Source organism: Vibrio sp. CAU 1672, from assembly GCF_029223195.1.
Classification (GTDB): Bacteria; Pseudomonadota; Gammaproteobacteria; order Enterobacterales; family Vibrionaceae; genus Vibrio.
Map to the genome: position 1 here is coordinate 100180 of NZ_JARHUF010000003.1, position 16400 is coordinate 116579.

Annotated in this window: 11 protein-coding genes and 1 pseudogene; 5 read left to right on the forward strand and 7 right to left on the reverse strand. The window is 48.2% G+C overall.

Translation table 11 applies throughout. The features are described from left to right. Positions 1-210: pseudogene (locus P2G85_RS04420) on the forward strand (acetyl-CoA C-acyltransferase); the annotation flags it as partial. A gap of 190 nt (positions 211-400) precedes the next feature. Here P2G85_RS04420 and P2G85_RS04425 read toward each other — a convergent pair. The 3 genes from P2G85_RS04425 to P2G85_RS04435 form a co-directional block, all read right to left on the reverse strand. After that, positions 401-541 (reverse strand): hypothetical protein, encoded by a 141-nt coding sequence (locus tag P2G85_RS04425; RefSeq protein WP_275862911.1) that lies wholly within the window; start codon positions 539-541, stop codon positions 401-403. Positions 542-591: 50 nt separating this feature from the next. After that, positions 592-801: a hypothetical protein gene (locus P2G85_RS04430; protein WP_275862912.1), complete on the reverse strand. Its 210-nt coding sequence runs from the start codon at positions 799-801 to the stop codon at positions 592-594. 197 nt (positions 802-998) lie between these two features. Further along, positions 999-1211: a cold-shock protein gene (locus P2G85_RS04435; protein ID WP_275862913.1), complete on the reverse strand. Its 213-nt coding sequence runs from the start codon at positions 1209-1211 to the stop codon at positions 999-1001. Positions 1212-2259: 1048 nt separating this feature from the next. Between P2G85_RS04435 and P2G85_RS04440 the strand changes: the two genes are divergently transcribed. Then, the gene (locus tag P2G85_RS04440; RefSeq protein WP_275862914.1) at positions 2260-3843 is read left to right on the forward strand and encodes a BCCT family transporter; all 1584 of its coding nucleotides are present in this window, start codon (positions 2260-2262) and stop codon (positions 3841-3843) included. A gap of 201 nt (positions 3844-4044) precedes the next feature. Here the strand turns inward: P2G85_RS04440 and P2G85_RS04445 are convergent, their stop codons facing one another. Then, entirely contained in the window at positions 4045-5733 is a 1689-nt protein-coding gene (locus P2G85_RS04445; protein WP_275862915.1) for a DUF4105 domain-containing protein, read from the reverse strand. A 260-nt stretch (positions 5734-5993) separates the two neighbouring features. Beyond that, positions 5994-6476: a DUF3015 family protein gene (locus P2G85_RS04450; RefSeq protein ID WP_275862916.1), complete on the reverse strand. Its 483-nt coding sequence runs from the start codon at positions 6474-6476 to the stop codon at positions 5994-5996. 446 nt (positions 6477-6922) lie between these two features. Here P2G85_RS04450 and P2G85_RS04455 point away from each other — a divergent pair, with 446 nt between their 5' ends. The 3 genes from P2G85_RS04455 to P2G85_RS04465 are packed head-to-tail and all read left to right on the forward strand — an operon-like array spanning position 6923 to position 11992. Beyond that, entirely contained in the window at positions 6923-7579 is a 657-nt protein-coding gene (locus P2G85_RS04455; RefSeq protein ID WP_275862917.1) for a TetR/AcrR family transcriptional regulator, read from the forward strand. After that, complete coding sequence (locus P2G85_RS04460) at positions 7566-8894, forward strand: HlyD family secretion protein (protein ID WP_275862918.1); 1329 nt, start codon at positions 7566-7568, stop codon at positions 8892-8894. Before P2G85_RS04455 ends, P2G85_RS04460 begins: the two co-directional genes overlap by 14 nt. Further along, positions 8891-11992 (forward strand): efflux RND transporter permease subunit, encoded by a 3102-nt coding sequence (locus P2G85_RS04465; RefSeq protein WP_275862919.1) that lies wholly within the window; start codon positions 8891-8893, stop codon positions 11990-11992. The genes P2G85_RS04460 and P2G85_RS04465 overlap by 4 nt, the downstream gene beginning before the upstream one ends. A gap of 533 nt (positions 11993-12525) precedes the next feature. On the opposite strand, the gene P2G85_RS04470 is transcribed toward P2G85_RS04465, so the two are convergent. After that, the gene (locus P2G85_RS04470) at positions 12526-12792 is read right to left on the reverse strand and encodes a hypothetical protein (protein WP_275862920.1); all 267 of its coding nucleotides are present in this window, start codon (positions 12790-12792) and stop codon (positions 12526-12528) included. A 449-nt stretch (positions 12793-13241) separates the two neighbouring features. Next, complete coding sequence (locus P2G85_RS04475; protein ID WP_275862921.1) at positions 13242-16394, reverse strand: efflux RND transporter permease subunit; 3153 nt, start codon at positions 16392-16394, stop codon at positions 13242-13244. Positions 16395-16400 lie beyond the last annotated feature (6 nt).

Sequence of the window (16400 nt, forward strand, 5' to 3'; positions counted from 1 at the left end):
AACGAAACCTTTACAGTACAAGCGTTGGGGGTAATGCATGGCCTGAGTGAGAAGTACGCTTTACCATTGAGCGGGTTTGACGATAAAACCAATGTGAATGGTGGCGCGATCGCTCTGGGGCACCCGTTGGGAGCATCTGGTGACCGGTTCCTGACGAGTCGGAAAACTAGCATGGCTGAGGCTAGTCGCCGGAGTGCGATATTGCTGTGACGGCAGACAACGCTCAGTATAATAATCGTGGTATCGGTATTGATGGATCACATCGGAAGGCGACGTTTAATCGGAAAAACCGCTCGCTATTTGCCTGGCATGCACCGTAACTTAAACAATCATAAGGAGACAATGCAGGGTCAATATGTGAAAGCCAATAAAGGCTATATTGAAGCAAACTGAGTGTTAATTAAATCTCAAACAGACGATCAAATTTTCTTTTATCAAGAATATCTTCAATGCGCTTGCGGGTTTGATGGGCAGTGAGAGATTTTTTCTCTTCAGGGAGCTCTGTTTCTGCTTGGTTTTTTTTCTTTTTATTACTTTGCATAATATCCACTTTTGAATTGGCAGTTGAAATTCATTTTAGACGGTTTATTTTTACAGAACCGAAAATTTACCCAATCTGTGACCTGAGCTAGAAAGAATATTTCCTTCACTCATCAATTCACAATAATCAAAATGAACAATATGATGGTTAGTTTGGATTTTTGGTAGGATATGGCGCCTGAGAATGTCACTATTTAGCTGATGTATTTCTGCCGACCATGTTGTATTGTTATTATCTAGATGAAATTTTATTTTTATCATTCGTTAAGTTGTTTCCCAGATTTTTTTCACGCAAGAGTTGATACCAGTGTCGCTGGCGAGATGTTCTTCGAGACATAATGTTTCCTGAATGGTGTTTAAACTAAAGAGAAGAGATTACAGAAGGAGATGCAGACTATGCGTCTGAAAGAAATGTCAGTTTGGCGTGTAGAATCATGCTCTACACGCCAGAATACCAATTACAGCGCCGTTACGTTTGACGCTTGAGGGCCTTTTTTGCCCTGTTCAACATCAAAGCTTACGCGTTGACCTTCAGCAAGTGTTTTAAAGCCATCTGAAACGATAGAGTTGAAGTGAACAAACACGTCATTGCCACCGTTATCTTGAGTGATGAAACCGAAACCTTTAGTTTCGTTGAACCATTTTACTGAACCAGTCATTTTGTTAGACATAGATACCTCTACATTTTAAATATTTACAATAATTTTTAGACGCTGACTACAAAAGCTACTATCGGATTATGAAGAAAAGCTATCGCAGGGGCTAAACGAAAGGTATCGAAAGATGACTGAGAGAAGACTTGTACTTGATTTTCACTAATAGCCCATTTGTAAGAGCTGAGTGCAGTATACACGCAATTGGGATAAAGACTAGCGTTATCTCATTTTTTTAAATCATCCGTAAAATTACCGTTTTTAATCGTCAAACAATATTCGCGCTTTATGCTCGACCCTTTCAACGATTTCTTCACAATTTCAAAGCATTAAACATATCCTGCCGGGAAAAATCACAGCCCAGATTGTCTAACCAGGGCTTGTCAACTGGACAAAATATTTACCGATTTTGCCGGGTAACGGCGTTATAATGGCACTTTGAAATATTTCGTTACATCATTGATGTCACGTAACAATTGAGAACAATAATGAACAACAGTAGACGGACCGGAGTATTAATCGGTACTCTGGTTTTAATCGGCACATGCGCACTCTTTAGCTCACCAGCGAACACGGTTTGGTATCAAGTGCCCGTTTCGGCGGTCAACGGGCTCGCATTCACCCTGGCATTCGGTCTGGGACTGAGCCCTGATTCAGCGCTAGCCTTCTCATTGCTCACTCTGGCGGCATTATTCTATTTAGGCTATGTTTTTGGCTGCCGGTGCTATTACAAGTTCAGACCATAAAATAAAGGCCGAAATTATCGGTGAGAACAGCTCGGCGCAATATCATCCAGAGAATCCAGAGAATCCAGAGAAATCCTTACCAAAATAAAGTAGATATGGCTTACATACGAAATGCGGCGCACTTCACGTAAAATTGCCACAAAAATCTCTTCCTGAAAATCAGTAGCTTGGCTAAAGCACTAATAATTAATCCAAATCTGCGGTTATATTGATAGGCTCGACATGCTAGTATCAGCGGCTTTTTGATCATCCTCACACTTTTTAAGTGATTTAGTGTGGGGGAAATGCACGGCTTCCGAGCCCTAAAAAGCGAAGTACTTATGTCAAATATGACGAATGCCGCCTCTCATGCTCCTATCCAGGAAGCAGACTATTCTGCAATTCATCCCCCTTCCCTACTCAAGCGTCTTGAACTCACTAACCCGGTTTTCTGGTTAAGTGGCAGCTTTCTTACGGTATTTGTTCTGCTCGCACTGACCAATACCGAATCTCTGACCGCAATGGTCAACGCAGGCTTCGGGTTTGCGACTCAATATTTCGGTGCCTTCTGGCAAGTATTGCTCCTTCTGAATTTCCTTATTGGTTTGGCTATTGCGCTTGGTCGTACGGGTTGCGTACGCTTAGGTGGCTTGGCGAGGCCTGACATCGATACCTTTAAATGGTTGTCAATCGTACTCTGCACATTGCTTGCAGGTGGTGGTGTTTTCTGGGCTGCCGCTGAGCCTATCGCTCACTTTGTTTCTGCGCCGCCTTTATACGGTGAAGCATCACCTAAAGCGTCAGCGATTAATGCACTTTCTCAGTCTTTCATGCACTGGGGCTTTCTGGCCTGGGCCATTCTGGGTTGTCTTTCTTCTGTGGTATTGATGCACCTGCATTACGACAAAGGCTTACCACTCAAGCCGCGTACCCTGCTTTACCCAGTCTTTGGCGACAAGGCGATCAACGGCTGGATTGGTGAGCTTGCTGATGCCTGTAGCATCATCGCCGTTGCGGCCGGTACCATTGGCCCTATCGGCTTCCTGGGCCTGCAAATCAGCTACGCGCTGAACTCCCTGTTTGGTCTGCCAGATACCTTTATCACTCAAAGCATGGTGATAGTGGCAGCGATTCTGATGTACACCTTATCTGCGCTGAGTGGGGTAAGCAAAGGCATTCAGTTGGTCAGCCGTTACAACATCGTATTGTCGGTAGCATTGATTGGCTACCTGCTGTTTTTCGGCCCGACCAGCTTTATCGTCGACGGTTATGTACAGGGTGTAGGCCGGATGGTGGATAACTTCTTCCCCATGGCACTTTATCGCGATAACACCGAATGGCTCAGTTGGTGGACGGTATTTTTCTGGGGTTGGTTTATCGGTTATGGCCCGATGATGGCGATCTTTATTGCGCGGATCTCACGCGGCCGCACGATTCGCCAGTTAATTTTGTCTATCAGTATTGCCGCGCCGTTAATCACCTGTTTCTGGTTCAGTATCGTCGGAGGCAGTGGCCTGGCGTTTGAACTGGAGAATCCGGGATTGATCTCCAGCGCATTCGAAGGCTTTAACCTGCCAGCGGTGTTGCTTGCGATCACTTCGGAACTGCCATTCCCGATGGTGATCTCGGTATTGTTCCTGATCCTGACTACCACGTTCATTGTCACGACCGGTGACTCAATGACCTACACCATCAGCGTGGTCATGACAGGCTCAACAGAGCCAAGTGCCGTCATGCGTTCGTTCTGGGGGCTGATGATGGGGGTGGTCGCAATTGCACTGATTTCGATGGGTTCAGGCGGTATTTCTGCCTTGCAATCTTTCATTGTGATCACCGCGGTTCCCGTGTCTTTCATTCTGCTGCCAAGCATCTGGAAAGCGCCGGGCATCGCCAACCAAATGGCAAAGCAGCAAGGCCTGATTTAAGTGGCCAAAGCGCCTCATTGCTGGCCCGGCGTACTCGATGCAGCTATCGGTCGGGTTATGAATGCTTGTGCTAAATAGCCGCTTTTTAGCAACCATCTGCGCTATACACAAGCGCCCTCTCAATCGAGAGGGCGCTTTATTTTACCCAAACTCAGAAAAGCCGTAAATTACCGCGCTTTTCCTTACAGCTTAATCCGTTAGTTAAAAATAGCGCGCGTAACTTACACCGAACTCGCTGCTTTGGTGATATTTAGCATTGAACCTGATGTCCCAGTCCTGGCTATTACCGAACCGACTCTCCCAGTCAACAAGCACGCTTTGCTCCGCATTTGGGCCAAAACCGCTGGTCGGCGTCACTGTTAAGTGGGTTTTCCATATAGGGTTAGCCGTATACAGGGCGCCCAGGGTGACACCAACATCAGAGTCATGGTAATTCGAAATATCAAGATTCACTCTTGGCAGAGCATACAGCGAGACGCCACCGCTCAGCGGCATCGCTTTACCCAGACCACCATACCAACGTACCCGTTCACAATCGCGGCAACTGAGATTTTGCTGCTCGACGGTCAGGCGGGTGCTCCAGGCAAAACGGTTTTCATCGAACAGATCAACCTGGTGAATATTTAACGTGGTAACATTAAACACATCCAACTTCCCCAGCCAGATATCCTGGGCATCAAACTTGACTTCAGCATCAAAAAACGTGGCGTTAGAGTCTTTAAACCGTGATGTTTCTAATGAGAGGTAACCGTAGTACGCCGCACGAAAACTGAGTTGGCCAAAGCCACCATGCTTAACGCTATAACCCGACGAAAGCGCCAGTTTGAGCGGATTTTGTGCCTGATGCGGCGGCGCGGTGTTCGAGCGTTGCCAAGCAGTCTCCATCGCCGGTAACTGAAGCCGTGCCCGCATAAGTTGCAGTTTACGCTGTTTGGCTATCGAAGCTTTTTCAGCATCCCCCTCCACCATCAGCAGTTCATAATAATCAAACATCAGGTTAAGTACCCGGCTCTGACTCCCGGCGCTTAAATTCAGGTAACGGCTATCAGTAAAAAACGGCTGGTTTATGGTCAGGCTTTTTGCCGCCGCTTGCTCTTCAGGCGACAACGCAAGGTATTTGTCACGGATACGGGCATATTTCGACTCGCTCTTGTTAATACTTTTTACTAACGGCCGGCCATTATGTTCGCGTTTGGTTAACGCTTTAAAAATATCTAATGGCATATCCCAGGGCAGCAGGTTATCGACTAACGGTTCATCCAGCACGATACTGATAAAGTTAGCCATCTGGCTGGCACAGTTGCTGTCCAGGAAATAGTAACGGTATTGTTGCCCCTTACGCTCCCATAAATGCGCTTCCAAAAGGGTGAGTTCTTCCGCCGACAAGTTGAGTTCGTATTCCCACAACTCACGTTGTTCATTTTCCGCATAGCCATGCTCATAGCGGTAGTAATCTTCCTGGCTGAAACTGGCGCTGTAGCCTCCCAACAGACCATAGCTGACATACTTAATCGTATTATCTTGCTGACCGGTGTTTGCGCCAAAATTCACGCTGCTGTCGAGCAATGGGGTATCGGTTAAGTAGGTTTCATTCTGCTTGTTAAGTTTCATCAGCAGGTGGCCGAAAAAAGACGCCGGGTTACCCAGATATCCGGTCACAAAAATCAGGCTGATTGACTGCAGCTGATTCTGTTGGCGCCAGACCTCAAGGTCACGGCAGCTATAGCTGGGTAACTGAACTTGGTTACCCAAACGCTGCTTGAGCCAAACATAGCGCGCTGGGAAGCGACACTGAGCCGGTAACGGAACTTCGGCGGTCGGGCCTTGCTCAAAAGCGGCAATCGTCGCTAACAGTTCTTGAGTCGGCTCACGATGGCCTTGCGGGGACAAAAAAACGCAGCGGATTCAATCAGGCTGGTCTCACCCTGGTAGTGGAGCAGTTTTAGCCACTGCGGGTGCGCCGCAAGCTGTGCATCCAAAGCGAGCTGTTGGTTATTGGAAAGTGCGGCATTGGAAGCGAAAGGAGAACTACAAAGAAGTGCAAGAAATGCACAGCGCAACGGAAACTTCAGCATAAGAGTTTATATTCGGACAAAAATAAAGAGCGCAAGATATCTCTTGCGCTCAGTTTCAGGATCATACGAAAAGTATTATACAGCCTTGCACTGACCGGCAAACTGATTCACTTCTTCAACAACCAGGTTGTAATAACCCTGTGCCTTTTCACTTTGAGTCAACTCAGAGTAATCAGCAGCTTGAATCTGCTGGCCAAAGTCACGGCGAATACCGTTAACAATTTCTGGTCGTACTGCATTGTCACATTCAAAAATATCAAGCATCGCCATCATATGCTCACCACTACCTTGAACAGTGTCTTGTTCAATCATCGGGTAAGTGTCGTTAATGAACTTAGCCGCCGCCCAGAATGGTCCCTGACAAATGTCTGGCGTAGAAATATGTGACGTTGTTGCGGTAGTACCCAAATCCCAAACAATATTGGTAGTCAGAGCCGGGAAGCCTTTAAGGGTTGGTCCCGCAATCCAGTGGCCGATACCACAGTCTTTCCAAAGGTTATCCGCCAAAGAAGGGATTGAAAGCGCAGTTAGCATGACTACAAGAGCGATCTTTTTCATTTTATTCACTACTGTATGATTGTTATATAGTTGGCTGCAAAAGCATTTCAAGCAGGCGAATTTGGTACAATGAATATGACGCAGCCAAATGATAAACAAAGAAAATAATACTAATGTTTAAGTAAGGGCTTTTTTTGTCTAATTTGTTGACTTTAAGCAAAAATACTCAATTTAAATAGCGGCGTAAAACCCATGCACGATCGGCCTTCTCCGGTCTTATTATCGCCATAAGCCGATTACCTGTTGCTATACTCCGCCCCGGTCTAACAATCGCGGCAAGCATCTCCTGCGCTCCCCGCTACCTGTTCCCTCACTTTCGGCCCAATGCTGATCCAACCCACATCACAAATTAATCAATTAATGAAATAACGATTAATTTTTTGCGTGTCGGATAAAAAATCAACGTCTTATAATTAATCAAACGTTTAATATTATGAGACGAGACAGTGGTACAAGCACACCGACGGGCAGGCAGGCCTACCCAAAGCATCGACGCACGGGAAAAGCTCATTCACCACGCCAGAGAGCTGTTTACCATCATGGCTTACGACAAAGTCTCCACTCGACTTGTCGCGCAAAAATCCGGCGTAAACGTGGCGATGATCCGATATTATTTTGGCAACAAAGAAGGCCTGTTCGAAACCATGCTGCGCGAAACACTGGCACCAGTACAAAAACAAATGCAAGTCTTGGTCAGCGACAGCTCTGAGAAGAATTTCCTCGACATCATGCGCACCTATTACAGCGAAATGATCAAGGTGCCACAGTTTCCCCGCCTGGTTGCACAAGTGATGCACATGCCTCCATCTGAAACCCAGCGAAAACTGCTGGAAAAAGTTTTTCACGATATCAGCCAACCTATGCAGGGAGTGCTTTTTGACAAGCTGGTGGACAGCGGTGTGCTACGCAAAAACGCCGATCCAAAACTGTGCCGGATTTCTTACATCAGCCTGATGGTGTTCCCCTTTATCGCACCGCCGGCACTACTGGCCATTCATGGTATCGAACTATCGGAAACGTTTTTAAACCAATTACTTGAACACAACATACGACTGATGAAACATGGGTTTCTTGATTCGGGCAACCACTATGAAAATAAATAAAAAACTGCTTTTCTTTCCTGTAATTGCTGTCGGAATCTTCATTCTTGTGCTGGCGATTAACCTCAAGCCTGATCTGCCGGTCAAGCCCGCCGGAGACCGGGCAAGGCTGGTTGAAACCATACCACTCGAACTCAAAGCCATTGCACCAGTGGCGATTGGGTTTGGCAAAATCAGCCCGAAAATCGAATGGAAAGCCATTGCCGAAGTGACAGGTAAAGTGGTCTACCGCCATCCGCAGCTGGATAAAGGCCAGGTGTTACCGGCCGGCACAGAGATCCTGCGCATCGACCCGCTTGATTACGAACTGAAACTGGTTCAGGCCCAGGCCGATCTGAAATCAGCGCAAACCTCGTTAGCCAAACTGAATCAGGAAGAGGCCAACCTGCAAAGTACCCTGAAAATTGAGAAAAATCGCCTGGCTATCGTCAACAAAGAGCTGGCACGTAAAGTGAACCTTCGGAAGAAAGGCCTGACGTCCCAGTCAGACGTGGATCAGCAACAGCAAAACACCCTGTCACAACGCAAACTGGTGTTAGATATTGAAAACCAGATAGGTTTGATGCCGGATGAAAAACGGGTCGCCGAAGCATTGGTTAAAGTCAACACGTCTAAGGTAAAGGAGGCACAGCGTCAGTTGGCGAGAACCATTATCACCCTCCCCCAGGATTTGCGTATTGCAAAAGTCGACATCGAACAAAATCAGGTGGTCAACCTGCAGCAAACCATGGTGACCGCGCATGGTATCAACGTAATGGAAGTGGAGGCACAACTGTCGATTCATGATATGCATACTTTAGCGTCCAGCATCGGTGAGTTTGGCCGCGATGCCTCTGGTATCCCGCAGCCTGACATGGCCGATATTCAGGCTACCATTGAACTAAGCAGTGGTAACCTCTCCAGTCAATGGCCAGCCAAAGTAGCACGGATCAGTGAGACAGTTGATCCAAACCAAGCCACCGCTGGAGTCATTTTAGAAATCCAACAGGACTACCGTAACCTGAACCCGACATCTGCACCACCGCTGGTCAACGGGATGTTTGTCCGCGCTAAGATTGAAGGCCAGGCGAACCCGAGCTGGGTGATCCCGGAGCGAGCGCTGCACGGTGATAAAATTTACCTGATGGGTAAAGATCAACGCCTGAAAATAGTAACCGTAGAGGTGCTGTACCGCCGTGACAACCAAGTCGTGATCAATGGCGCTCTGGAGCAAGGGCAAAAATTGGTCATCAATGATTTGCTTCCGGCCATTGATGGCATGCTGCTAAAAGAGAGCGGTCAAGACCGTCCACGACCAAACGAGAAGTCTGGCTCATGATCCGATTCTTCGCTAAACACCCCACAGCCGCCAACCTGTTGATGCTAACACTGCTGATTTTGGGTATTTCCTCACTGTCGACCATCAAACGGGAGACTTTTCCCGAGTTTGATCCACCGTATATTTTAGCCGGCGTAGTTTATCCTGGGGCTTCACCACAGGAGGTGGAAGAGAGTATCTGTGTGCGGATGGAGGATGCCGTAGATGGACTGGCCAATATTGAAGAGACCCGCTGTGAAGCCATTGAGGGCTCTGCGCGGCTGATCCTCAAGCTCAATGAGCAAGCTGACATCGGACGCATGCTGGTTGATGTACAAACCCAAATCAATGCCATTAATGACTTTCCGCAGGAGATTGAATCTCCCGTAGTCCAGGAACTAGACTGGAACGAGCCCGTGGTTGATATTGCGGTGACTGCCAATACAACCTGGCCGGAACTAAAAGCCTACGCTGAACAGCTGAAAAGAACATTAAAGCTGAACTATGGTGTCTCTCTGGTGGAAGTCGCCGGTTTTTCCGATCATCAGTTCCGGGTAGAACTGGATATGCAGGCCATCCGCCAGTTAGGGTTAAGCGTGGGTGAGATTGCCGAACAGATAGGCCGCCAGAATGTCAAACTTCCCAGTGGTAACGTCGAAACCCCGGACAAGAACTTCCTGATCCGTTTTGATGAGCGGCGGATAACCCCCGAAGCGCTGGAGACCATCGTCGTTGGATCCGGGCCAAACGGCTCGGTCATTCGCCTGCGTGATATCGCCACCATCACCGATCGGTTTGAACTGGATGAGCAAAAAGTATTGTTCGACGGCCATCCTTCCGCCCTGCTCAAAGTCAGTAAAAACAAAGAAGATGACGCGCTACGCATCAAAGCGCGGGTCGCTGAGTTTGTCCAGGACCAACAAGCCATAGCACCAGACGGAGTGATACTGCAGATGACTAACGATCTCTCCTCGGTGTTGTGGGATCGCTTAACCATGATGGTCAAAAATGGCTGGCAAGGGATTGTATTGGTGTTTGCCACTATGTGGTTATTCTTCAGTTTCCGTTACTCTTTCTGGGTAGCGGCGGGCTTGCCTGTAGCATTCTTGGGCGGCTTGTTCCTGATGGCTCAACTCGGGCTATCGATTAACATCATGTCGCTGGTTGGGTTGCTCATGGCGATCGGGATTATGATGGATGATGCCATCGTTATCGCCGAATCCATCGCCGCCCACCTCGATCGGGGAGAAGAAATTGATGATGCCGTCACTAAAGGGGTGAAAAAGGTTCTGCCCGGGGTAATTTCATCTTTCCTAACCACAATTTGTATCTTTGGCAGCCTGCTGTTTTTGCAGGGTGAAATGGGGGCCGTACTCAAAGCCGTCCCACAAGTGTTGATTTTGGTTCTGACCCTGAGCCTGATCGAAGCATTTCTGATCCTGCCTAACCACCTGTCTCACTCACTGCGTAAACAAAAACAGAACCAGCCAGCCGCCGGGTTCAAACAGGCACTGCTAAACCGTTTTGAACACTTCCGCAATACCACCCTGGTCCGCGCCGTCGACAAAGTGGTGGAATACCGCTATGCCTTCATTGGCAGTGTCATCACCCTGTTATTAATCTCTGCTGCCACTCTGGCGGGCGGGCTGTTGAAGTTCCAACCATTTCCGGAACTGGACGGCGATATTGCCGAAGCGAGGATCATCCTGCCACCAGGCTCTTCTTTGTCTCAGACCGAAGCCGTCGTTGACAGAATCATTGCATCAGCCCAGAAACTCGATCAGCAATGGAACAAACGGGTTGAAAATGGCCATCAACTGGTATTACACATTACCAGCCAGTTCAATGTAAATGCCGACGCCAACGAGTCGGGACCGCATATTGCTACCGTACGCCTGGATCTATTGGGTGCAGAAAACCGTAACACCGTTATTGATGATTTCATCGCAGCCTGGCGTGAAGACGTCGGCGAAATGGCCGATCCAATTTCCCTGGTATTTAAGCAACCCATTATGGGGCCCGGCGGGCGGGCGATTGAAATCCGAGCCAAACACGATGACCTGGACGCCCTCAAATCAGCTTCGATCGATATCCAGCAATACCTCAATGACTTCGATGGTGTTCACGGCGTGTTAGATGACATGCGGATGGGCAAAGAAGAGGTGCTGGTTAAACTGCGTCCGGGCGCTGAAACCTATGGTATTGACGGACAGCTTATCGCCAGTCAGTTACGCGCCGCGTTCTTTGGCCAGACCGCAGATGAAATTCAGGTCGGGATTGAAAATATCTCCATTGAAGTGCGGCTGGATAAAATCCAGGCCGGAGACCTGCAGCAACTGGCAAACTTTCCGATCATCCTGGCCGATGGCAGCCAAATTCCCCTCGCTACCATTGCTTCACTGCATTTCCAGCGCAATTACGTCCGGATTCAACGGATAAATGGGGTACGTACGATCAGTGTGTTTGGCGACACCGACAACACTAAAGCCAACTCAACCGCGATCATTCGCCAGTTCCAGCAACAGGAGGCGCCTCAGTTGACAGAGAAGTACCCAGGGTTACGTTTTGACTTTGAAGGTGAAGCCAAAGATACCGCCGAGACCGGAGCTTCAATGGGTAAAGGCTTCTTATTGGGGCTGTTTGGCGTGTTTGTGATTCTCAGTTACCAGTTCCGCAGTTATCTGGAACCGTTTGTCGTGATGCTGGCGATCCCACTGGCGTTCATCGGCGTGGTGTGGGGACATATTTTATTAGGCCACTCGCTGAGCATGCCCAGCATGATGGGGTTTGTCTCGCTGGCCGGGATTGTCGTCAATGATTCAATCTTGCTGGTGCAATACATACGCCATCATGTGGACGAAGGCGACAGCGTGCACGATTCGGTAGTCAAAGCGAGCCGGGAACGTTTCAGGGCGGTATTCCTTACTTCGATGACCACCGCAGCCGGCCTGTTACCACTGTTGACCGAAACCAGTTTACAGGCACAGGTAATCCAGCCTCTGGTGATCTCGATTGTATTCGGGATCTTCGCCTCGACCCTGTTAGTCCTGTTTATGATCCCAGCGGCCTACGCCATTCTGGCAGACTACAACTTAGTGCATAAACACCAAAAGATTTAGCCGCCTCATCACGCCCAAACTAACCTGGGCGTGATGGCTTTTGGCCTGCTATTTTGCAGGGAATGACGAAAACCAGCGCCCCGGCGATAAAAATATAACATCACAAATAAAAAATCTTTATTTATCAGGTTAATATATGGCGGTTATATTCACGATCACGAACCGGGCCGATCTATCCCGCAGCAGAAATCAATACGCCACATCACAAAAAATTAACGACCCACACCCAAAGCAACGCAATCATTGATTTACAAATTAACATTTCAACATTCATTACAACAATGTTAGTTTCGTCTAGGTTGGTCGACTGGTGGTAAGCCTCTTCACCATGCCTATTATCAGTGTGATAAGGACATTCGGCCATCTCCAAAATGAATAGACACCAAATGGTGCCCTTTTTTCGCCCGCAGGCTCACCGCTTGCGGTTTTTTTTCTTTTAAACCCCGGCAAAAACTCAGCCAGACAACGCGGGCAAACCGGCCAATATAGCCGCTGCTTACCGCTTATTCACATCGCACTTCATTGCGCATTGTTCAGGATTTGCCTGACAGGATTTTATCACAGTTGGCATTTACCAACTGCTCTTGCTGCTGTTTAATACGCTGCACAACCCGTTCATCGCGCGTGTCAATTGCATCCATATTCATCTGTTGAATATCAGCCACCGCTTCCTGTTTCATCTCAGTAAAATCCTGATCAAGATCCGCACGCCACGCTTGTTTATCTAACGTGTCGGCAGCAGTGATTGGTGAGGCCATGACAGCAATAAGACCAAAAATAGAAAGAAGTACACGTTGCATAGTAAGCTCCTTGCGCTTAGTGATTCAGATTGATTGCAATGCTATATTGCACATAGGATGCCAACTTAAAATTCAATTATTTATCAGACACTTAATTGAAAGCACAAGCCTTAGCGATTAATAGTGTGGTAAATCAAACCCACTATGAGCAAAATTGACCACTCATACTGAATGAGTCGTTAATAGTGACACTGTTAACTATAGAAGCCTTATACCAATCTGGATAATTAGGTGTTCAGATAATTGCGCAGGAAAAATCGCTTAGAACAAGGCGTAGATTTCGGTTAACTAGTTATTCTAATTACCAAATCTACAACATAGTTATCAGCGATTTTAACCAGCAAGAATGATCAGATACTTATGTAGATTGGTATTACACCCGCAGTACTGAAGCATAAAATAAAAAGCAGCCGATTGGCTGCTTTTTATGCTCAGGTCTGAACGACAAATTAACTTTGCGGCTCCGGTTGTGGCGATCTTGGCTTATCATCCGCACGCCTAAACTTTCGTACGACTAAACGCTGTGATGCCTGCAAAATACGCTTAATATCCTCAAGCATCAGGTACAGGCATGGCACCAGTACCAGTGTCAGTATCGTGGCAAACATTACCGCAAACCCCAGCGCCACCGCCATTGGGATCACAAACTTGGCCTGCAGGCTGGTTTCAAACATGATCGGTAACACGCCGGCAAATGTCGTGATAGAAGTGAGGGTAATGGCACGAAAACGCGCACAGCCTGCTTCGACGACCGCCTGTTTGATCGCCATCCCTTTCTCCCGGACCTTGTTAACATAATCGGTCATCACCAATGAATCGTTGATCACTACCCCTGCGGCGGCAATCAAACCGAACGTCGACATCATACTGAGATCCAACCCGAACCAATAGTGGCCCCAGATTGCTCCGGTTAGACTGAAGGGGATCACCGACATCACTATTAATGGCTGGGTGTAGCTCTTCAGCGGCACCGCCAGCAGGATATAAACGATAATCATCCCGGCAATAAAGAACAACACCTGCTCATTACGCTGAGCGGCCTGCTCTTCAACGTCGCCACCCAACTGGGTTTTGACCCCAGGGAACCGGGTCTTCAGTTCCGGCAGGATACTTTCATCAATGATTTTCACCACCTCTTGTGGCTCGATCCGCTCTTCATCAATCGAACCATACACATACACCGTTTGGTACCCACCTTCACGGCGAATCGTACTAACGCCGGGCTGCTCTTTGATCTGCACCACATCACCCAGCATGACTTTCTTGCCTGACGGCGTGGTGATCACCGCATAACGCAAGGAAGAGAACGCTTCACGCGTCAGCTGTGGATAACGCACCATCACTTTGATCTCTTCGCCGTCACGGATGATCCGCTGGGCTTCACCGCCGTAAAAACTGCCACCTACCTGCTGGGCAATCATGGTCAGATCCAGGCCAAGATCATAAGCCACCGGCGCTAACGACAGCAGTACTTCTTTGCTGCCAGAATCAATCGACGACGAAATGTCGTACAGCCCTTCCTGTTGCTGTAAACGTTCGATCAAATACCGGCCGGCTTGGTTAAGTTGGTTGATGTCTGAACCAAACAGCAAATAGCCAAACTCATCACGGTCGCCCCCCCCTGCACTCTGGTCGCGGATTTTAACGCTCTTCATCCCGGGAATGGTCGGCATAGACTCCCGCCAGCGCCGTGCCAGCTCAAAAGTGTTATACGGCCTGAGCTCCTCATCCACCAGCGGCACTAACAACCGGCCTTCTGTGCGACTGCGGTTATACGACAGTACATCGCGGAGCATGCCCTGGCCATGCTCCTTAATGGTTTGTGACTCCACATCCTGGATAACCGCTTCAATGGTTTTCAGCGCATTGATGGTCTGTTCACTCGACACCGTGTCATTCATTTCAATACTGATCGCCGGATAGTCCGTCGGCACTTTCGGGTTTGGGATCACCCGTACGTAATTAGCACTCACCAATGCTGCACTAATGGCTAATAATCCACAAAACAGCGCAAACACAGACCAGCGCCAGTGGGTGCATAACTGGACAAAACGGCGATAAGGACCATAAACAAAGCCGAAGAAATGTTGGTTGAAACGATCACGTCGTCCACCAGGCGGGATCGGTTTAAAGTGGGTATGCGCTAAGTGCGCCGGTAAAATCAGTTTCGATTCAATTAAACTGAAAATCAGACACAAAATCACCACGCCGGAAATGCCGTAAAAGAACGCGCTGTCGACCCCACTGGACAACAGAAATGGTGCGAACACCGCAATGGTAGTCAAAACACCAAAAGTAGCAGGTGTCGCTACGCGCTTGACCCCGCGTACAACATTCTCAACACCGCCGCCATTTTCCTCAATTTCACTGTACGCGCTCTCGCCCATCACTATCGCATCATCAACCACAATACCCAGCACCATGATGAAGGCGAACAAAGAAACAATGTTAATGGTAATGCCAAGCATCGGCATCAACATTACCGCACCGAGGAAACACACCGGCAGGCCAAGCATTACCCACAGAGCCAAACGAAAACGCAGGAAAATCGTCAGCATCAGGGCCACCAAAACCGCACCTTGCAACAAGTTCTTCAACATCATGTCAAGGCGCCCATTGAGGTAGTAAGTCATGTCGACCAGGATCTTGAGCTGGACATCATCAGGCAACGTTTTGTTCTTAGCTTCAATGTAGTTACGTACCGACTCGGCAACCGGCATGATGTTTTGCTCACGGGTCGCCTTGACTGCTAAATAAATCGCATTCTGACCTGAGTACTCAAAGTAGCGATCTTCTTCGGTGAACCCGTCTTTAATCGTCGCAATATCCTGCAGCAACACCTTCGCCCCGTTGGCACCAAGCTTTACCGGGATGTTCCGAAACTCATCACCATGGTAATACTGGTTCTCAATCCGTACCGCAATCATGCCTGAGTTGGTCTTTACCTCCCCGGCAGAATAGTTGGCGGAATAACGTTGAATGGCGTTACTGATATCATGTAAGGTCAGATCATACTTACGCAGTACCAGCGGATCGACTTCAATCGCAATCTCCTCTTCCGGCGCATTCAAATCGACCAACATGACATTTTTCAATTGCAGCAATTCATCTTCGACCTGCTTGGCTATCGGTTTCAGCTCTTCCAGCGGCCGATCTCCGACTAACCCCATTTCAATCACTTCCTGGCGCCATTCCACCTGATAAACGTTTATTGGCTCCATACCGGCTGGCAGGTTAGACAGCCGATCAATGCGCTGATTGACATCATCCAACACTTGCTGGATATCCGCGTTGACATCTACCTCAATCGATACATACGCACTGCCACGTGACGCACGAGCCACGGTCTTTTTGATCCCGGTAACATCTTTGATTGACTCTTCAACCTTAACCAATATGCTCTCTTCAATTTCCTGAGGCGATGCGCCCGGATAAGCGGCGCGGATATTGATGTAGTTGAACTCAATATTGGGAAACATCTGCCGCTGAATGAACATAAAGCTGACGATACCCATGATGATGATGAACACCATCAGCAAGTTAGCCGCAACGGAATTATTGGCAAAATAGGCAATGATGCCCTTTTCTTTAGTCTCTTCCATGACGAA